At 52.2% G+C, this 18,069-nt stretch carries 19 protein-coding genes, 2 tRNA genes and 1 rRNA gene; 20 read left to right on the top strand and 2 right to left on the bottom strand.

The genetic code is table 11. From position 1 onward, the window contains the following. The first annotated feature begins 10 nt into the window (after positions 1-10). The 6 genes from rrf (at position 11) to C8273_RS12435 (ending at position 3,691) form a co-directional block, all read left to right on the top strand. Positions 11-127, top strand: a 5S ribosomal RNA gene (gene rrf / locus C8273_RS12460). Between the two features lie 53 nt (positions 128-180). Further along, positions 181-256 (top strand) — tRNA-His (locus C8273_RS12455). Between the two features lies 1 nt (position 257). Then, positions 258-333 (top strand) — tRNA-Trp (locus C8273_RS12450). Positions 334-474: 141 nt separating this feature from the next. Beyond that, positions 475-1,032 carry a coenzyme F(420) biosynthesis enzyme gene (locus C8273_RS12445; protein WP_106628016.1) on the top strand — a complete coding sequence of 186 codons (558 nt, stop codon included), beginning with the start codon at positions 475-477 and terminating at the stop codon, positions 1,030-1,032. 152 nt (positions 1,033-1,184) lie between these two features. Continuing rightward, the gene (gene typA, locus C8273_RS12440) at positions 1,185-3,002 is read left to right on the top strand and encodes a translational GTPase TypA (RefSeq protein WP_106628015.1); all 1,818 of its coding nucleotides are present in this window, start codon (positions 1,185-1,187) and stop codon (positions 3,000-3,002) included. Positions 3,003-3,154: 152 nt separating this feature from the next. Continuing rightward, positions 3,155-3,691, top strand: a complete 537-nt coding sequence (locus C8273_RS12435; protein ID WP_106628014.1) for a cell division protein SepF — start codon at positions 3,155-3,157, stop codon at positions 3,689-3,691. Between the two features lie 126 nt (positions 3,692-3,817). Here C8273_RS12435 and C8273_RS13525 read toward each other — a convergent pair whose 3' ends face one another. Next, entirely contained in the window at positions 3,818-3,970 is a 153-nt protein-coding gene (locus C8273_RS13525) for a secretion protein HlyD (RefSeq protein ID WP_407695418.1), read from the bottom strand. A 127-nt stretch (positions 3,971-4,097) separates the two neighbouring features. Between C8273_RS13525 and rpsB the strand changes: the two genes are divergently transcribed. From rpsB to C8273_RS12380, 10 genes are all read left to right on the top strand, one after another. Then, positions 4,098-4,808 (top strand): 30S ribosomal protein S2, encoded by a 711-nt coding sequence (gene rpsB, locus C8273_RS12425; RefSeq protein WP_106628013.1) that lies wholly within the window; start codon positions 4,098-4,100, stop codon positions 4,806-4,808. Positions 4,809-4,878: 70 nt separating this feature from the next. Continuing rightward, positions 4,879-5,745 (top strand): translation elongation factor Ts, encoded by an 867-nt coding sequence (tsf, locus tag C8273_RS12420; RefSeq protein WP_106628012.1) that lies wholly within the window; start codon positions 4,879-4,881, stop codon positions 5,743-5,745. Between the two features lie 132 nt (positions 5,746-5,877). Beyond that, the gene (pyrH, locus tag C8273_RS12415) at positions 5,878-6,603 is read left to right on the top strand and encodes a UMP kinase (protein WP_106628011.1); all 726 of its coding nucleotides are present in this window, start codon (positions 5,878-5,880) and stop codon (positions 6,601-6,603) included. Then, the gene (frr, locus tag C8273_RS12410) at positions 6,600-7,157 is read left to right on the top strand and encodes a ribosome recycling factor (RefSeq protein ID WP_106628010.1); all 558 of its coding nucleotides are present in this window, start codon (positions 6,600-6,602) and stop codon (positions 7,155-7,157) included. The genes pyrH and frr overlap by 4 nt, the downstream gene beginning before the upstream one ends. Beyond that, positions 7,157-7,393, top strand: coding sequence for a hypothetical protein (locus C8273_RS12405; RefSeq protein WP_106628009.1), 237 nt, complete (start codon positions 7,157-7,159; stop codon positions 7,391-7,393). Before frr ends, C8273_RS12405 begins: the two co-directional genes overlap by 1 nt. A gap of 81 nt (positions 7,394-7,474) precedes the next feature. Further along, on the top strand, positions 7,475-8,269 hold the full coding sequence (locus C8273_RS12400) for an isoprenyl transferase (protein WP_106628008.1): 795 nt from the start codon (positions 7,475-7,477) through the stop codon (positions 8,267-8,269). A gap of 14 nt (positions 8,270-8,283) precedes the next feature. Beyond that, positions 8,284-9,105: a phosphatidate cytidylyltransferase gene (locus C8273_RS12395; protein WP_106628007.1), complete on the top strand. Its 822-nt coding sequence runs from the start codon at positions 8,284-8,286 to the stop codon at positions 9,103-9,105. A gap of 11 nt (positions 9,106-9,116) precedes the next feature. After that, on the top strand, positions 9,117-10,157 hold the full coding sequence (rseP, locus tag C8273_RS12390; RefSeq protein WP_106628006.1) for an RIP metalloprotease RseP: 1,041 nt from the start codon (positions 9,117-9,119) through the stop codon (positions 10,155-10,157). Between the two features lie 8 nt (positions 10,158-10,165). After that, positions 10,166-11,245, top strand: coding sequence for a flavodoxin-dependent (E)-4-hydroxy-3-methylbut-2-enyl-diphosphate synthase (ispG, locus tag C8273_RS12385; protein ID WP_106628005.1), 1,080 nt, complete (start codon positions 10,166-10,168; stop codon positions 11,243-11,245). Continuing rightward, positions 11,242-12,954 (top strand): proline--tRNA ligase, encoded by a 1,713-nt coding sequence (locus tag C8273_RS12380; RefSeq protein WP_106628004.1) that lies wholly within the window; start codon positions 11,242-11,244, stop codon positions 12,952-12,954. Before ispG ends, C8273_RS12380 begins: the two co-directional genes overlap by 4 nt. A gap of 93 nt (positions 12,955-13,047) precedes the next feature. On the opposite strand, the gene C8273_RS12685 is transcribed toward C8273_RS12380, so the two are convergent. Next, positions 13,048-13,242 carry a hypothetical protein gene (locus tag C8273_RS12685; RefSeq protein WP_159060774.1) on the bottom strand — a complete coding sequence of 65 codons (195 nt, stop codon included), beginning with the start codon at positions 13,240-13,242 and terminating at the stop codon, positions 13,048-13,050. A 459-nt stretch (positions 13,243-13,701) separates the two neighbouring features. Between C8273_RS12685 and C8273_RS12375 the strand changes: the two genes are divergently transcribed. The 4 genes from C8273_RS12375 (at position 13,702) to C8273_RS12360 (ending at position 17,695) form a co-directional block, all read left to right on the top strand. Further along, positions 13,702-14,691, top strand: a complete 990-nt coding sequence (locus C8273_RS12375) for a helix-turn-helix transcriptional regulator (protein WP_106628003.1) — start codon at positions 13,702-13,704, stop codon at positions 14,689-14,691. A 17-nt stretch (positions 14,692-14,708) separates the two neighbouring features. Beyond that, the gene (locus C8273_RS12370) at positions 14,709-16,004 is read left to right on the top strand and encodes a PD-(D/E)XK nuclease family protein (RefSeq protein WP_106628017.1); all 1,296 of its coding nucleotides are present in this window, start codon (positions 14,709-14,711) and stop codon (positions 16,002-16,004) included. A gap of 114 nt (positions 16,005-16,118) precedes the next feature. Next, positions 16,119-16,880, top strand: coding sequence for a hypothetical protein (locus tag C8273_RS12365; RefSeq protein WP_106628002.1), 762 nt, complete (start codon positions 16,119-16,121; stop codon positions 16,878-16,880). A gap of 80 nt (positions 16,881-16,960) precedes the next feature. Beyond that, positions 16,961-17,695, top strand: a complete 735-nt coding sequence (locus C8273_RS12360) for a hypothetical protein (protein ID WP_106628001.1) — start codon at positions 16,961-16,963, stop codon at positions 17,693-17,695. The last annotated feature ends 374 nt before the right edge of the window (positions 17,696-18,069 follow it).

The following is an 18,069-nucleotide window of genomic DNA, read 5'->3' as shown; positions in this document are numbered from 1 at the left end:
CTCAAGAAGATGCGGTGATGATGCCTGAACGGTTCCACCTGTTCCCATTCCGAACACAGTAGTTAAGCGTTCAAAGGCCGAGGGTACTTCGTTGGAGACGACGTGGGAGAGTAGGTAGTTGCCGCAAAGGGACTCGTAGATCGTGTGGTTTGCGAGTTCCTTTTATAAAATTTTATAATGGCGGCTTTGGTGAAGTGGTTAACACACTGGATTGTGGCTCCAGCATACATGGGTTCGATCCCCATAAGTCGCCCCATAGGGGTATAGCTCAACTGGTAGAGCAACGGTCTCCAAAACCGTAGGTTGTGAGTTCAAGTCTTACTGCCCCTGCCATTGAGTTTGACCGTATCGTTTTTGATACGGTTTTTTGTTCTCTCATTTACTTTTTCTTGTCAAATATCATGTTATAGTGTAGAATGACAAAAAGGCAAAACAAATGATATTTTGCCATGCGGTTAAGGAGGAGATATGTTTATGAAGAGATTCGTCCAGATGGCGCTTGTTTTGTGTCTTACGCTGTTTGGTATGCAGGCAGGGGCGTCCGCCTACTCTGACAAGGTTACATTGCCGGAAGGTGCTGTCATCACGAATGTCAATCGTCTTGCGATTGGTGCTCCTCTCTATATGCAGGTGGAGGATACGGCTCCCTCGCTTGAGGTTCTGACGCAGGTGGTTTCGGATGCCAGTCGGATCACGCACGCCAATATTGTGAGCTATGATGTGGTGGCAAACGGGATTAAAAAGGATGACAGTATTGATCTCAAGGCACTCCCACGTCGTGAGGCTGCAAAGATTTTCAAGGAACATGTTGCCTCCTATGCGGATGCCTACATTATTTTGACGGTTGCGAACAACAGTCGTACGACGTTCTTCTTCGATGTATTCCGCTCCGGGACGAACGAGTTGCTTTACACCTATGAGGTGCGTGCAAACAAATCGGACGGAAATACGGTTGCGACGTTCTCGGCGCTCTCCGAGCAGTTCTACAAGAACTGGCAGCGCTCGGTGGAAGCCCAGAACAAGGGAAAGTAATACTGTAATCAGGAGTCCTCACACTGTGAGGGCTTTTTCTTTCTCCAAATAATAGCATCAGCTCATAAAAATGTTGACAAAGCGTCGTTCCTATAATAAGATAGACAAGCTATCTTTATGCACGGAAAACTATGGGGAGGCATATATATTCTATGGCGACGAATGAAAAGCTGCGCAATATTGCGATCATTGCACACGTTGATCACGGCAAGACAACGTTGGTGGATGCGATGCTGCGGCAGAGTCATGTGTTCCGCTCGAACGAGCAGGTGAGCGAGCGCGTGATGGACTCGGGGGATATTGAGCGAGAGCGCGGCATTACGATTCTCTCGAAGAACACGGCAATTCTCTACGATGATATTAAGATCAATATTGTAGATACACCGGGCCATGCAGACTTTGGCGGTGAGGTAGAGCGCGTCCTCAATATGGTGGATGGCGTGCTCCTCCTTGTCGATGCGTTTGAGGGACCGATGCCGCAGACGAAGTATGTGCTGCGCAAGGCGCTTGAGCAGAAGCTCAAGCCGATCGTTGTTATCAACAAGATTGACCGCCCGGATCAGCGCGTGGATGATGTCTATGATGAGGTTCTGGAACTCTTTATGGAACTCGATGCGGACGACGATCAGCTTGACTTCCCGGTGATCTATGCGACGGCGCGCGATGGTGTTGCAAAGTTCAAGATGGAGGACGAGAGTGACAATCTGGAACCGCTGATGCAGACGATTGTGAAGGAGATCCCTGCACCGCAGGGGGATGCGGATGGTCCTCTGCAGATGATGGTGACGACGCTTGAGGCGGATGACTATGTCGGACGTGTCGCGATTGGACGCATTATTCGCGGTTCGGTTCGTCCAAATCAGTCCGTCGTTGTCATCAGTGGCGATCATGAGACGAAGGCGAAGATTGGCAAGGTCTATGTCTATCAGGGGCTAAAACGCGTTGAGATCGACGAGGCCGGTATGGGGGAAATCGTCGCACTGACGGGACTCGGTGATGTGAGCATCGGCTATACGGTGGCGGATGCCGAGAATCCCGAGGCGCTGCCGACGATCAATATTGACGAGCCGACGCTGTCGATGACGTTCGGTGTCAACACGAGTCCTTTTGCGGGGCGTGAGGGGCAGTTCGTCACGTCACGTCATATTCGCGACCGACTCTTTAAGGAGATTGAGACGAATGTTGCGATGCGTGTTGAGGAGACAGACTCGGCGGATGTGTTCAAGGTTTCGGGACGCGGTGAGCTGCACCTCTCGATCCTGATTGAGCAGATGCGCCGTGAAGGGTACGAGCTGCAGGTTGGCAAACCAGAGGTTGTCTACAAGATGATCAATGGGCAGAAATGCGAACCGATGGAGAATCTGACGGTCGAGGTGCCGCAGGAGTACATGGGCGCGGTCATGGAGGCACTCGGCACACGCAAGGCGGAGCTGTCGAATATGACTGAGCTGTCGGGCTATATTCGCATGGAGTTCTTTATTCCTGCACGCGGGCTGATTGGTTTCCGCTCCGAGCTGCTGACGAATACGAAGGGCAACGGCATCATGAACCATGTCTTTCATGGATACGTACCGTACAAGGGCGATATGAGTGGGCGTTCGCGCGGGTCGCTTGTGGCGTTTGAGCAGGGGGAGACGACAGGCTATGGCATCTTCTCTTTGCAGGATCGTGGAACGATGTTCATCTCGCCGGGGCAGCAGGTCTATGAGGGCATGATTGTCGGCGAGAATACGCGTGATATTGACATGGACATCAATCCATGCAAGAAGAAGAACGTTACGAATATGCGTACGTCTGCCTCGGATGAGGCGATTCGCCTTACACCGCCGCGCATTCTGAGTCTTGAGCAGGCGCTTGAGTACATCAATGATGATGAGCTGGTCGAGGTGACGCCGGAGAACATTCGTCTGCGCAAGGCAATTCTTGATCGCACGGCACGTGGCCGTGCGGCAAAGAATGCAAGGAAATAAAACAGGAAAAAAGACCCATGGTGGTCGGGAAGTTTTTGTTTCATGTTGATTACCTTGCATTTCTGAAGGAAATGTGCTAGTATGGCACCGTTAACAAAATGAGAAATTGTCGCTATATTTTGCGTATGATATAGGCAGGAAGGAAGAGGGAAATGGGTGCAACCTCGTTGATTTCACGCATGAAAAATATGACTTCACGTGTAGTGGACTCATTTATCCCGATTGCGGATGATGAGGAGTACGAGGAGGAACAGGAGCAGCGCGAACAGACTGCAAAGGCGGAGACGCAGCGCACAGCCTCTGTGGAACAGCGTCGGGTTGCCAATGGCGGCACGGTATCCTTTTCGACCGCTACATACGGCGCGTCCTCCTCTGCGCGTACGCCCTCTACGGGGGATGGCGGGACGCCCCTCACGGTGCATACGACGAAGGTGTCCGAACTCAAGGTTCGCATTCATCGTCCGCGCCGCTATGATGATGTGGGTGTTGCGGTGACACAGCTCAAGCAGGGGATTGCCGTGACGGTTAATTTCGACTGCTTGAATGAGGCAGATCGCCGTCGCGTCTGCGACTTCCTGAACGGTGCGTGCTATGTCCTGCATGGTACGGCGCGTGTGGTGTCCAGTACGATCATTCTCTATGCGCCGAAGGGTGTGGATGTGACGGAGATGCCTGCGCGTCCGCATTGAGGATTTCTTAGGGAACTACCGATCAAACGAAGTTCGTCAATATTGCATTTGAGAAGTGGGGAGCCGTATGGCTCTCTTTTTTTGTAAGTTTTTTTGAAAGGACGTTGTTTTACGGAACGTCTTATGCTATAATATCCCGCAGTGTTTAGGAAGCACTGATAAATTCAGTACTGCCATCTTGGCACATCTTTTTCGCCCTGCCATCGTCGACAAATCCTCCACATAACCTTTGCTATGTGTCCGGTTTGTCTCCTTGACAGGACAAAAAATCTGCACCAATCAGACAGACTTCATTTTATCAGCGATTCCTTAAAAATCACGCGTGCCCGATAGCTGCTCTGTGCCGCACTCTGTGTGGTGGTGCAGCAGATGAGGGGCGCGGAAGAACAACAGGAGGTACACTCAAATGGCAGTAATTTCTATGAAACAGCTTCTGGAGGCAGGTGTCCACTTCGGACATCAGACGCGCCGCTGGAACCCGAAGATGGCACGCTACATCTTCACGGAGCGCAACGGTATCTACATTATCGATCTGCAGAAGACAGTGCGCAAGGTGGACGAGGCGTACAACTTTCTCCGCAGTGTTGCACAGGAAGGCAAGTCGGTTCTCTTCATCGGTACGAAGAAGCAGGCGCAGGAGGCAATCCGTGAGGAGGCTCTGCGTGCGAATATGTTCTATGTCAATGAGCGCTGGCTTGGCGGCATGATGACGAACTTCCAGACGATTCAGCGTCGTGTTCACCGCCTCAAGACGCTTGAGGAGATGGAGGAGAACGGTACGTTCGAGGTGCTGACGAAGAAAGAGGTGCAGGGGCTTCGCCACGAGAAGGAGAAGCTTGAGCGCTATCTGGGCGGCATCAAGGATATGAACCGTCTGCCGGGGGCACTCTTTGTGGTTGACCCGCGCAAGGAGCGTATTGCAGTCGCCGAGGCACGCAAGCTGAATATCCCCATTGTTGCAATCGTCGATACGAACTGTGACCCGGATGAGATCGACTATGTGATCCCGGGCAACGACGACGCGATCCGTGCGGTGAAGCTTCTTACGGGCTGCATGGCGGATGCTGTGCTCGAGGGCAATCAGGGCGGCGCACCGGAGACGGCTGCGGCAGAGTAAAGAAATGAGCAGAGGGGTAAGGGACTGTTATCCCTTACCCCTTTTTATGTAATATTTGGGAGGAACTACAATGGCAATTAGTGCTGCAATGGTGAAGGAACTGCGCGAGCGCACAGGCGCGGGAATGATGGACTGCAAGAAGGCACTCGCGGAGACCGATGGCGATATGCAGAAGGCAATCGACTATCTGCGCGAGAAGGGGATTGCAAAGGCGGAGAAGAAGGCTGGACGCATCGCGGCCGAGGGCGCTGTGACGGCATATCTCACGGCGGATGCAAAGGTCGGTGCCGTTGTCGAGATCAACTGCGAGACGGACTTTGCAGCGGGCAATGAGCAGTTCCGTGAACTGAGCGCGAAGGTTGCCAAGCACATTGCGGAAACGAATCCCGCAGATCTGGACGCGCTGAATGCAAGCACGCTTGATGGCAAGGATGTTGCATCTCTCATCACTGAGGCAACGGCGACGATCGGCGAGAAGATTTCGCTGCGCCGTTTTGCACGCTATGAGAGCGCAGGCCGCGTTGCAGCGTATATCCACATGGGCGGCAAGATCGGCGTACTTGTGGAGCTTTCGGGCGGTGATGAACAGCTGGGCAAGGACATCGCGATGCAGATTGCAGCGGCATCGCCGATTGCGATTGATCGTTCCGGTGTGACGGCGGATGACATTGAGCATGAGAAGGAAGTACTCCGCAAGCAGGCTCTTGAGGAGGGCAAGCCGGAAAAGATCATCGAGAAGATGGTTGAGGGACGCATCAACAAGTTCTACGAGGAGGTATGCCTCCTTGAGCAGAAGTTCGTGAAGGATCCCGATCAGAAGGTTTCTGCTGTGCTGGGCGATGTCCAGGTCAAGGCGTTTACGCGTTTCCAGCTTGGCGAGGGCATCGAGAAGAAGCAGGAAGATTTCGCTGCGGAGGTTGCTGCACAGATGCAGTAAGAGCATGAAGTGAAGGGGCAGTTGTGTGAAGCGGATTTTGCTTTGCACGGCGCCCCTTTTTTGCAGACAGACACAGGATTTTTTTAACGAAGTATGCTATAATGGCGCAAAGAACAGACAGGAGGAGTCATCGTGGAAGCGAAATATCGCCGTGTCGTTTTGAAACTCAGCGGGGAGGCTCTGGCAGGAGATCAGGGCTTTGGGATCAATCCCGATGTTGTCGAGGAGATTGCCGCGCAGATCAAGAAGGTGCGGGATCACGGCATTGATGTTGCGATTGTTGTCGGGGGCGGCAATATATGGCGCGGGCTTGCGGGCAGCGCGAAGGGGATGGATCGTACAACTGCGGATTACATGGGCATGATGGCGACGGTGATGAATGCACTCGCACTTCAGGATGCGCTCGAAAAGCAGGATGTCGATACGCGCGTACAGAGTGCCATCGAGATGCGACAGGTCGCGGAGCCGTACATTCGCCGCCGTGCGATTCGCCACATGGAGAAGGGGCGCGTCGTGATCTTTGGTGCGGGTACGGGCAATCCATATTTCTCGACGGATACGACTGCGGCACTGCGTGCTGCCGAGATCGAGGCGGATGTGATTCTTATGGCGAAGAAGGGGACGGATGGCATCTATGATTCCGATCCAAACAAGAACCCTGCTGCGAAGCGTTTTGAGACGCTAACCTACATCGATATTCTTAAGAAGGGGCTTGCGGTCATGGATGCGACGGCGACGAGCCTGTGTATGGAAAACAAGATTCCCATTGTGGTGTTTAATATCGACACGCATGAAAATATTGCGCGCGCATCGTTTGGAGAGCCGATTGGAACGACCGTAGGAGGCGAAGCTGTATGATAAAGGAAATTCTCTCGAAGCATGAGGAAAATATGAACAAGGCGATTGAAGCACTCCGTCGGGAGTTCTCATCTCTGCGCGCGGGACGTGCAACGCCGAATTTGCTGGACAAGGTGATGGTACCGTACTACGGCACGCCGACTTCAGTCAACCAGCTCGCGAAAGTGACGGTTCCCGAGCCGCACATGATTGTCATTACGCCGTGGGAGAAGTCCATCCTGCATGAGATCGAGATTGCGATCTCGAAGTCCGATCTCGGGCTCTCGCCGAACTCGGACGGTACGGTGATTCGCCTCGCGATTCCGCAGCCGACACAGGAGCGCCGCAAGGAACTCATCAAGACAGTCGGTAAGAAGACGGAGGAGGCAAAGGTTGCACTGCGCAACATTCGCCGCGATGCGAATGAGGCGATCAAAAAGCTTGAGAAGGACAAGGAGATCAACGAGGACGAGTCCAAGCGCGGACAGGATTCCGTGCAAAAGCTTGTGGATAAATTCGTCAAGCAGATGGAAGAGATGCGCGCGGCGAAGGAAAAAGAGGTCATGGAGATCTGATGGCAGATCTCCGTTTGGCGCGGCCGTGGGCAAAGGTGCGTCCGCAGATAGAGGCGGACGAGAGATCCTATGAATTGCTTGAAACGCATTCTCCACGGGATTTTTTTGCAGTGGATCCTGCATCTCCCTATGTGATCCGTGTGCGTGAGAGAAAGGGCGTTCCTGTGCTCACACTGACGGCGGCACCGGCGCGCAGTGCTTCCGTAGCCGCTTGGGAAGATGCTTTCGCTGAGTAGTTACAGCCCCTTCCGGCATATAATGTCGGAAGGGTGTTTTGGTAAAATCGAAATCCGGTAGGGGAAAGGGAAAGGTTCAGTATGTGGAAAAAGATATTCGGCGGCGGGAAAAGTACGCCAGCCCCCGATGGGGATGATCTTCTTTCCAATTTAGCGGTAGACCGCGAACGCATGCCCCGCCATATTGCTATTGTTATGGATGGAAATGGGCGCTGGGCGAAGGCACAAGGACGCTCTCGCTCAGCGGGGCACGAGGCGGGGGCACGCACGCTGAAACGCATTGTACGGGCTGCCTCGAACATGGGGGTCGAGGTACTGACGGTCTATGCGTTTTCTACGGAGAATTGGAAGCGTCCGCACCGTGAGGTTGACTTTCTGCTCAATCTCTTCGATTCCTTTCTGGCGAAGGAGATCGCGGAGATCCATGCGCAAAATGTGCGTATGCGGTTTTTGGGACGCCGTGATCGCTTTACGGATCGCTTTCTTCGGCGGATGGAGGATACGGAGGAGCGCACGGGGCATAATACGGGGATGCGCTTTAATCTTGCAGCGAACTATGGCAGTCAGGATGAGATCCTGCGCGCCGTCCGCTCCATTGCGCAGCGTGCGGCGGCAGGGGAGATCACGCCCGAGGAAATCGACGAGACATTCTTTTCCAATGCACTTGATACGGCGGGTGATCCACCTGTCGATCTCTTTATCCGTACGAGCGGAGACCTTCGCCTCAGCAATTTCCTCCTCTGGCAGTCGGCGTATGCGGAACTGTACTTCACGGAGACGCATTGGCCGGATTTTACGCCGGAGGAACTGTCGCGCGCCATTGAGGATTTTGCAGGGCGCAGCCGCCGCTTTGGCGGGCTGGATGCTCAGGAATAAACGGGAGGCTGGATTTGATTACACGTATTATTTCCGGAACGATCGGTATTGCGCTTGCTGCTTATGTGATTCAACGGGGAGGGACGGCGTTCGCTATCGGCGCGGCTGTGCTCGCCGTACTCGCGTGGTTTGAGTTCACACGTGCCTTTTCACGCCGCGGTGGGAACCCCGCACTTTTTACGGGGCTTCTCGGCATCGGCGGAATGCTCTACGGTGGCTATTTGGGGCGGTTGGATGTGATCCTCTTTGCACTCATGGCATCTGTTGTACTTGCGCTGCTCACCTCGGTGATTCTGCGCGGTGATGTGTCCGTGCCGGATGTATGTGTTTCGGTTGCCGGAATTTGCTACATCGGTCTGCCGTTTGCCCATCTTATCATGCTGCGCTATCTTTCCGTGGGCAGCTACGTCACGCCGGTCGAGACATTTGATCTCGGGACGGCGATGGTCTGGGTCATGTTCATCGGGACGTGGGCAAGTGACAGCTTTGCTTACTTTGCAGGGCGCGCCTTTGGCTCTCATAAGCTCGCTCCCGCGATCAGCCCAAACAAGACGATGGAGGGATTTCTGGGGGGACTCCTCGGCACGGTAGCCGCCGTGACGGGACTCGGATATCTCCTTCAGATGCCGCTCACACAAATGGCGGCACTTGGCGCGGCGATTGCCATTCTGGGGACGTTTGGCGATCTCGTGGAGTCACTGATGAAGCGTCATACGGGGATCAAGGATTCGGGAGCGATTATCCCGGGTCATGGCGGCGTATGGGATCGCTTTGACAGTGTTCTCTTCACGGCACCGCTCGTCTACTACTATACGATGTACTTTGTGCTTCGATAAAAGGAGACCGGATGTTAGAAAAAATACTTGCCACGGTGTTTGTCTTTGGACTGCTTGTCTTTGTACATGAACTCGGGCATTTTATTACGGCGAAGCTGACGGGGATGCGTGTAGACGAATTTGCGGTCGGGTTCGGACCGCGCCTCGTCAGCTTTCGTTATGGCGAAACAGTTTATTCGATCCGCATAGTACCGCTTGGCGGCTTCAACGATATTGCGGGGATGAATGCGGACGACAATGACGCAGGAGATCGCGGCTACTGCCGTAAGCCGATTCTCTCACGTATGATTGTGATTCTCGCGGGTTCGGCGATGAATTTTATCCTGCCTGTCGTACTCTTTTTTGGCATCTTCTTCTTTGCCGGCGTACAGACGCCAAATCCCGCACCTGTCCTTGGCACGGTACTTGCAGATAATCCTGCGGCACAGGCGGGGCTTATGGCGAATGACCGCATTCTTGCCATTGATGGTCACCCTATCAAAACGTGGCAGGAGATGGTGGATGTCATCCGTACGAATCATGGAACCGTTCCGATGACTATGCAGGTTGATCGGGCAGGGCAGGAGCTGACGGTCAGTGTGACACCGCATTACGATGCGGCGCATGATCGGGGTGTCATCGGCATCGTGAACGCCTACGAGAGTACATACCCCGGCTTTTTCCAGTCGATTAGCATGGCATTCGAGCGGACGACGATGATCGTCATGATGATGTTGGATGCACTCTATCGCATTATTCTCGAACTCTCGGGTTCGGAGCTTGCAGGTCCCATCGGGGTCGCGCAGATGGCGGGTGAGGTTGCGGAGATGGGCATTGTACCGCTGCTGAACTTTGCGGCACTGCTCAGCCTCAACCTCGCGATCATTAACCTCCTGCCCGTTCCCGCTCTTGATGGCGGGCATTTCCTCACGCTCTGTGTCGAGGCAGTGCGTGGTAAGCCGCTCAGCCCGAAGGTCATGCACTATATTCAGAATGCAGGTGTAGGACTCATCGTACTGCTCATGCTGCTCGCGATGAAGAATGATGTAATGCGCATCTTTGCAGGAGGCTGAACCGCGCTATGGCAAACTATGAACGACGCAGCACACGGAAAATTCACATTGGAACGATCCCCATTGGGGGAGGTGCTCCGATCTCCGTGCAGTCCATGTGCAATACGAAGACGACGGACACGGAGGCGACCGTTCAGCAGATCCGTGAACTTGCGGCGGCGGGCTGTGACATTGTACGCGTTGCCGTACCCGATATGGAGGCGGCGAAAAATCTCGGCAATATTGTTCGGCAGGTCAAGACGCCGCTCGTCGCCGACATCCACTTCGACTACAAGCTTGCCCTTGAGGCGATGGCGCAGGGCGTTGCGGCACTGCGCATCAACCCCGGCAACATCGGCGGGATGGAGCGCGTCAAGAAGGTCGTTGCGGCAGCACGTGAGGGAGGAATCCCCATCCGTATCGGTGTTAACGCTGGTTCGCTCGATCACAAGATTCTCACGAAGTACGGCGGCGTAACGGCAGAAGCATTGGTCGAATCCGCCATGGAGCACGTACGTGTGCTTGAGGAGCTGGACTTCTACGATATGAAGATCTCGCTTAAGGCGCACGATGTGCCGCTGACGCTTGCGGCATACCGTCTGATGAGTGAGCGCGTGGACTATCCGCTCCATCTCGGCATCACGGAGGCAGGTACGGCAGGCACGGGGATCATCAAGTCCTCCGTCGGTGTCGGTGCGCTCCTTGCGGAGGGCATCGGCGACACTATCCGCATCTCGCTGACGGGAGATCCCGTGGTCGAGGTGCGCACAGCGAACGAGATCCTCAAGGCACTCGGACTCAAAGAATACGGGCCGACACTCGTCGCCTGTCCGACCTGCGGACGTACGAGCATCAACCTCGTGGAGATCGCGGAGAAGGTCGAGGAACGTCTGCGCGGCATGGAGGATCCCATCGAGGTCGCCGTGATGGGCTGCGTCGTCAACGGACCCGGCGAGGCGCGGGGCGCGGATGTCGGCATTGCGGGCGGAAACGGCGAAGGACTCATTTTTCGCAAGGGCGAAGTCGTGCGCAAGGTAAAGGAAGAAGAACTGCTGCCAGAACTCTTTCGGGAGATTGATATGATATTGGAGGAACGCAAAACGTCATGAGAGCCACGAATCTGTATGCGCCCACACTAAGAAACACACCCGCAGAGGCGGAGATCGCCAGCCATCAGCTCATGTATCGTGCTGGGCTCATACGCAAGTCGGCGGGTGGTATGTATACCTATCTGCCGCTTGCGTGGCGTACGATCCGCAAGATCGAGCAGATCATCCGTGAGGAGATGGATGCGGCAGGCGGACAGGAGATCATGATGCCGATCCTCCAGCCGTCCGAACTCTGGGAGGAGAGTGGTCGCTGGGGTGCGTACGGCGCGGAGATGATCCGTGTCAAGGATCGCCATGACCGCGAGTTCTGCATGGGGCCGACGCATGAGGAGATGATTACGGCACTCGTGCGCGATGAACTGCGCTCGTACAAGCAGCTGCCCGTCCTGCTCTATCAGATTCAGGACAAGTTCCGCGATGAGCGCCGTCCACGCTTCGGTGTCATGCGCAGCCGCGAGTTTATCATGAAAGACCTTTATTCTTTCGATAAGGATGTCGAGGGGATGAATGAGTCCTACCGCAAGATGTCGGTGGCGTACACGAATATCTTTACGCGCTGCGGGCTGGACTTCCGCGCGGTGGAGGCGGACAGCGGCGCGATCGGCGGCGGACACTCCGAGGAGTTCACCGTCCTCGCGCCCGAGGGGGAGTCGCGCATTGCCTGCTGCGATGCCTGCAGCTATGCGGCGAGCGATGAAAAGGCGGCACTGCGTCCGATCAATGCACCGGACGAGGCGGAGCTGCCGCTCGCGAAGGTGGCGACCCCGCATACGAGTACGATTGCGCTGCTTGCAGAATACCTCAAGATCCCCGTTGAAAAGACGATCAAAGCAGTCGCCTATCAGACGGAGGACGATGTCCTCATTCTCGCGTTCCTGCGCGGTGACCACGAGGTCAACGAGATCAAGCTCGCAAATGCCGTGCCGGGCGCACGTGAGCTGCGCATGGCGGACGAGGAGGCGATCCGTGCGGCGGGCGGCTGCCCCGGCTTTATGAGTCCCATCGGCATCAAGGAGGGTACGCATATCGTCGTCGATGAGACGGCGATGCGGATGCACAACGCTGTTTCTGGTGCGAACGAAGCGGATTTCCACTATACGAATGTCAATCCGAAGCGTGACTTTGGCGCGGTGACCGTGGCGGACATCCGTCTCGTCGAAGAGGGGGATGCGTGTCCCATCTGTGAGAGCGGGCATCTCCACATCGGGCGCGGCATCGAGGCAGGACAGATCTTCGCCCTTGGAACGAAATACAGTGAGGCGATGGGGGCGACCTTCCTCGATGAGACGGGCAAGTCGCGACCCATGCAGATGGGGTGCTACGGCATCGGCGTCGGACGCACCATGGCAGCGGCGATTGAGCAGAATCATGACGAGAGCGGCATTATCTGGCCGCGTGCGATTGCTCCTTACGAGGTCGTCGTTGTCGCGGTCAATGCAAAGGATGAGCCACAGCTTGCATACGCCGAGGAGATCTACGAGGAACTCTGTGCGGCAGGCGTAGACGTGTTGCTTGATGACCGCCGTGAGCGTGCGGGCGTGAAGTTCAACGATTGCGACCTGATCGGCTACCCCGTGCGCATCGCCATCGGACCCAAGACCATCGACAGCGGCAGCATCGAGGTAAAGGTACGCAAGACGGGGGAACTTGTCAACTTTGCACGCGATACCTACCTCAAGGGCGTGCAGGATATGTTGGCGACGCTGTAATGATGATGCGCTAAGATGGCGTGGCTGAATGGATCAGTGGCTCTTAGCTTCAAGATAATCCGTAACAATACAATCGAGTCCCGTACATCATCATCAAGCTGCCATGCAACTTGATGATGATGTACGGGATTTGATTTGCGGAAATTCTTGCTGATAATAAGCGAGGATGAATTTCTCATAGAGTCGGTGCATGCGTTGTTCATCGAGGAAATTCATCAGTTTTGTGTTGCCGTCTGTCTGCGTCTGCAGAAGTCCCTTGGCGACGAGGTAACAGGTGGAAATCAGCATGCGGTACGACTGATGTTTCGGTCGTACCGCATATTCCACTCAACTGTAGAGAGATTGATCGGTTCTACCTCGCCAAAGAACACCAATAGTTTTCGCAGAGCTCTTTTCCTTTCTTTTGATGGTTCATTGTAAAATGAAATCGGACACATAAAAAACAGAACATACAGAATCAATCTGGTAAAATATCTTTGCACAAACACCACCAGGAGGTTCTGTATGTCCTATACTCATTCTACCACAAAACGTCGCACATTCAAACACTTAAACGCCTATCAGCGTGGGCAGATTTGGGAACATCGGAAATATTTTCGAAAATCTCCAAAAGGTAAAAATTTTTAACATCGAGTATGATATACTTTAATCAGCAAGAGAGGAAATGTGAGATACATACCCGTCGAAAAATAACAGGAATCGCTGCATACCAGATCTAAAGGTGTTACATTTTCAGGAGGTGAGCGTATGTATCTTTATGGGCGTCAGGACAAGAAGGCTCTAAATATGATGATTTTGGAGGTCTTGGAGCAATATACGGACAGAGACCATCGATTGACGCAACAGAAAATCGTGGATTTGCTGGAAAAAAACTATGGCGTTCCATGTACGCGGCAGACGGTTAAGAATAATCTTATGCTCTTGGGAGAAATGGGGTATGAGATTTCCATGGAGGGCGGCATTTACCTTATGTCGCGCCAGTTTGAGAATGCGGAACTGAGGATGCTGGTCGACAGCGTCCTCTTTTCCCGTACCCTTTCCGGCGAAGAGGCTGAACGACTGATCAAGAAGCTGACAGCACTTGGCAACAAATACTTTCATGCCAAAGTAAAGCACGTTTGTCATCTGCCGAAACTCATACACTCGGACAACACGCTTGTTTTGCAGAATTTGGATGTGCTAAGCGATGCCATCGACCAAGGGCGAAAGGTCAGCTTCATTTATAATAGCTATGGCAAAGATTTCAAGCTACACCCTAGGCGGGAAGAACCGTACATCGTGAATCCGTATCAGATGGTGGCGAATCAGGGCAGATATTATTTGCTCTGCAGTTACGACACAAGCAATCGACTTTCTCACTATCGCCTAGATTATATGACGAAGCTGGAGATGCTCGATGCGAAGGTCAAGCCGATGGATCAAATGGAAGATTTTGTCCAAGGCTACAGTCTGCCAAAGCACATGGCAGAGCACATCTATATGTTCAGCGGTCCGAGCGTGCAAGTGAAGATGCGCGTCTCTGAGCACATGATAGGAGCACTGATCGACTGGTTCGGTAAGGAGTTTCGCATTGTTCAAGAGGAGGCGGATAAACTCATTGTTTCCGTTGCCTGCAATAAACTGGCGATGAGATACTGGGCACTGCAGTACGGGGAATACGTGGAGGTCTTGGAGCCAAAAAGCCTGCGGAATGATATTTGTGATGCAGTCGATTGGATGAGGAAGAAGTATAAGTAGGTGAAATGGAGGAAATCATGGTCGAAGAATTTTATGGAAAAATCAGCCGATCCGGTTCGAACTTATCCGACAGTTTGGAGGATAAGCTGACCGGAGATTTTTTCGGCACATTCAGGTACATGGATTTTTGTGATGGATTACAGCCAATCCTATGCGGTGCATTACGCAAATCGGAGAAGCAGCAAGAAGAATCACCGACTGCGATTCAGCTCATAGAAAACGTGAATTGCACAAATATAAGAGATGAGGAGCATATCAAATTCTGGCCGAAACACGATCTTGGGGAATTGGATGTTTTGTTGGAATTTGATAATTGCTGTATTGGTATTGAGGTAAAGTTCAAGAGCGGACTGTCCTCAGACGATCAGCTCATTCGCGAAGCAGAAATTTTATGCGATTTAGCCAAAGATAAGGAGAAAATCCTGCTGTTCATTGCGGGGCACGAATCATGCGTATCGGTCTATCGTGCATATAAGGATGTTATAAGAAAGCAAGGTGTCTGTTTCGTTTTTGCAAGTTGGGAAGACATACTGCAATCGATGAAGGATCTTTTGAATGGAGGCAATGGAAGCAAATATACATCTGGGCAGAAACTGATGATAAGTGATTTGGTAAAGTTATTGACAAGAAAGGAATTCGATACCTTTTTGTCTATGACAAACGGCATTTCAGATAACCCGGGTCAATTCATAGAAAAGGACGGATACTTTATGGCAGACCATAAAAATAATACGGATGATACGACGAATTATAGGAATGCTGCGTATGTGGTCTTTATGACGTACAGAAATGCAGATAAATTGCTTACGGCGATACAATCGAAATTCAAGGAATGCGGATATACGTTTATAAATAGGCATGAAGAGACGTATGATGGCATTGTGGATGATCTTTGGCTGACGTTTCGCAAAGACGCAAATTCCGGCAGCGGGGACACTTCGTTGTATGCAGTGAATATCTTTTTGACGAACACAAATGAAGAACATCCGTCGGATCCGACTTTCAGCGTTTTGAGATACGTTTCGTCAAATGCTGTTTCAAAAAATCTCACTAGAAAAGAATTAGTGAAGGCGATTGATGAAAATGGTGACGCAGCAACGGATGTTTGCGATATCGTTGTGGATGGAATTACCGGGAAGTTACGGAGGAGAGATATAAAAAATCCGGAAGATCATGCCGGCTTGCAGGCTTGTTATTACGTAGATTTACCATTAATGAGCATTTCAAAGGAGGACATAAAACAGATTTTCCGTATTTTTGACAAACTGTCGAAGCAGCCTGATATAGCGTGTTCACAGCAAGCGACTCCTTAAGGAGTAATATTATCTCGGGGTGCAATGCCCTAAATTTTCGGGGTGATGTGACCGTTATGTATTGCTCTGAGGAAAATATGATCTTGACTGAAATAGATGAAAAGAGGGAGAACAATGTTTGAGGAGATGTTCAAAGAGGAAGGAAATACTTCTTCGGACAATGAGATGGACAGAGGGATTCAACTCACCTGTGAAGATGAGAGCGTGTTTTCTGCACTTGCTCACTATTATTCCCGTGTAGAGGCGGGAGAGTCCCTATGTGGGATGTCCATTCGTCTATTTTATCCCGAAGCGCCCCAGGAACAGTCGATTTCTTTGGATGCAGTATCTTGGTGGAACACCATATTACTTTCGGATGTGCAGGTGAAAAGCTTGCCGACTGAGGTATTAAAAGAGCAGGATATTGTATGTGTTTACCGCACAGATTCTGAGAGGAACTTTGCTGCTTGTGCAGAGCGGTTGACCGCTCTGCAGGAGGATGGCGGCGACCGATGCGCCATGCCTGCCGTCCTTTGCTTTGCAGATGCTGATACGGCAAGAGCTTATATTTGCGGGTCGGGCTTATGGGCACCGCGTCAATCTCAGGTGGTTGGTGCGACATGGGACGATGTTTTACCGCTTCTTGCATCGACAAAAGGGAATCTGCGATGTATCTCGGGAGAATTTCTCCCGTTAGAGGAGCTACCATCTCGGAATGGAGCAGCACAGGGGGTACAGCTGATTTTCAGAGGATCGGCAGAGCTGTCCATGTTTGATGTGATGGAAAAAGCGGAAGCCATCTCCGGTTGTTTTGCGGATGGGGTAAATGTTCTATGGCAGATTGAGGTACATGATAAGAACGAAGTCCTTGTTTTTATAGCACAGCCCATGCCCTAAAAATACAGTACCCAAAGGATAGTGAATTGAGCCGGCCCTATTTGTATGCAGGAAATCAACTTGGTGAGGAGAGCGCGAAAATGCGAGTGTACGAAGGCGCACGCGAGCTTAGAATTGCGTGCAAGCATGATGATTTGCTGCCGTCATTGCGGGAATACGATCCTCATCGGGAGACCTGTGAGATCGAATGCGGTATTTCTGTAAAGCGGTTCTGTCGAGGGACAGAAAAAACCGATTTGACACATACCGAAGATGATGTTCGGGTCTGGCGAATCCTCTTAACGGCGGATGTATCCGTGGCAGAGATTCCTGTCGAACTGCTCAAGAAGCAGGATATGGTGCTTGTCTATCGGACAAACAGCGAGGAGCAGCTGGCCGAATGCGTGCGACCGCTCTTTTCTCTGCAGAAGAGGGAGCCGGGTGAGGCCGTATGTCATCCTGCAGTCTTTTGTTTTGCCAATGTGGATGCCGCAAAAGAGTTTATTCGCTTCATTGGATGGCAGATGCTCGCTGATGTTCAAGTGATCGACATTGACTTCGATGATGTGATCAAGGCATTCGCATCACAGCGAGGTCATATTCTCTGCATATCGAAGAAAAATCTGTTTCCGCAGGAAAAATTGTCCGCACAAGATGCAGAAGTACAGGGGGCTTTGTTTATCTTTCGAGGGGCTGAACTCTCAATGTACGATGTATGTGGACAAGCGGAGGAACTCAGTCGTTCTTTTCACGAAACCACAACCATTATATGGACTATCGAAATGTGTCCAGAGCGGAGTGTGACCACACTTCTTGCAAGGAGACTGACCGATTAAGAGATTCGCTCGCGCAGCGAATTATGATCAAACCGATGGGCATAGAGAGGTGCAGCATTCAAAGACTTTTGCGCGGAAAAGGCACATGGTCAATCGAATGATGGAGGGACAAGGAAATGTCATCCTATAAGGAACTTTGGGATCTGAGGATTGCCTGTGCAGATGAGAATTTGATCCCTCCGTTGGAGCACAATTATTCCTGCGTTATGGAATGCGATCCCCTATATGGTATGCCTGTGCGACGATTTGATGTTGTATAAATAAAGTTGACAACTTCTTCGCAAGGATTTTAGATAAGGTCAAAGAGGAGAAGGAGAGGTCAAAATGGCAGCAAACAGGCAATACGATGACGAATTTAAGGTGCAGGCAATCAA

Origin of the sequence: Candidatus Centipeda massiliensis (genome assembly GCF_900290285.1) — a bacterium.
Lineage (GTDB): Bacteria > Bacillota > Negativicutes > Selenomonadales > Selenomonadaceae > Centipeda > Centipeda massiliensis.
The sequence above is the reverse complement of the archived record's forward strand: the minus strand, read 5'-3'. Positions and strand labels throughout refer to the sequence as shown.

Coding starts and splice junctions, on each gene's coding strand:
- C8273_RS12435 (WP_106628014.1), top strand. CDS start 3,155: ATGGGTGCAACCTCGTTGATTTCACGCATGAAAAATATGACTTCACGT.
- C8273_RS12365 (WP_106628002.1), top strand. CDS start 16,119: ATGTTTGAGGAGATGTTCAAAGAGGAAGGAAATACTTCTTCGGACAAT.
- rpsB (WP_106628013.1), top strand. CDS start 4,098: ATGGCAGTAATTTCTATGAAACAGCTTCTGGAGGCAGGTGTCCACTTC.
- C8273_RS12685 (WP_159060774.1), bottom strand. CDS start 13,242: ATGCTGATTTCCACCTGTTACCTCGTCGCCAAGGGACTTCTGCAGACG.
- typA (WP_106628015.1), top strand. CDS start 1,185: ATGGCGACGAATGAAAAGCTGCGCAATATTGCGATCATTGCACACGTT.
- C8273_RS12360 (WP_106628001.1), top strand. CDS start 16,961: ATGCGAGTGTACGAAGGCGCACGCGAGCTTAGAATTGCGTGCAAGCAT.
- frr (WP_106628010.1), top strand. CDS start 6,600: ATGATAAAGGAAATTCTCTCGAAGCATGAGGAAAATATGAACAAGGCG.
- C8273_RS12445 (WP_106628016.1), top strand. CDS start 475: ATGAAGAGATTCGTCCAGATGGCGCTTGTTTTGTGTCTTACGCTGTTT.
- ispG (WP_106628005.1), top strand. CDS start 10,166: ATGGCAAACTATGAACGACGCAGCACACGGAAAATTCACATTGGAACG.
- C8273_RS12375 (WP_106628003.1), top strand. CDS start 13,702: ATGTATCTTTATGGGCGTCAGGACAAGAAGGCTCTAAATATGATGATT.
- C8273_RS12380 (WP_106628004.1), top strand. CDS start 11,242: ATGAGAGCCACGAATCTGTATGCGCCCACACTAAGAAACACACCCGCA.
- rseP (WP_106628006.1), top strand. CDS start 9,117: ATGTTAGAAAAAATACTTGCCACGGTGTTTGTCTTTGGACTGCTTGTC.
- C8273_RS12400 (WP_106628008.1), top strand. CDS start 7,475: ATGTGGAAAAAGATATTCGGCGGCGGGAAAAGTACGCCAGCCCCCGAT.
- tsf (WP_106628012.1), top strand. CDS start 4,879: ATGGCAATTAGTGCTGCAATGGTGAAGGAACTGCGCGAGCGCACAGGC.
- C8273_RS12405 (WP_106628009.1), top strand. CDS start 7,157: ATGGCAGATCTCCGTTTGGCGCGGCCGTGGGCAAAGGTGCGTCCGCAG.
- C8273_RS12370 (WP_106628017.1), top strand. CDS start 14,709: ATGGTCGAAGAATTTTATGGAAAAATCAGCCGATCCGGTTCGAACTTA.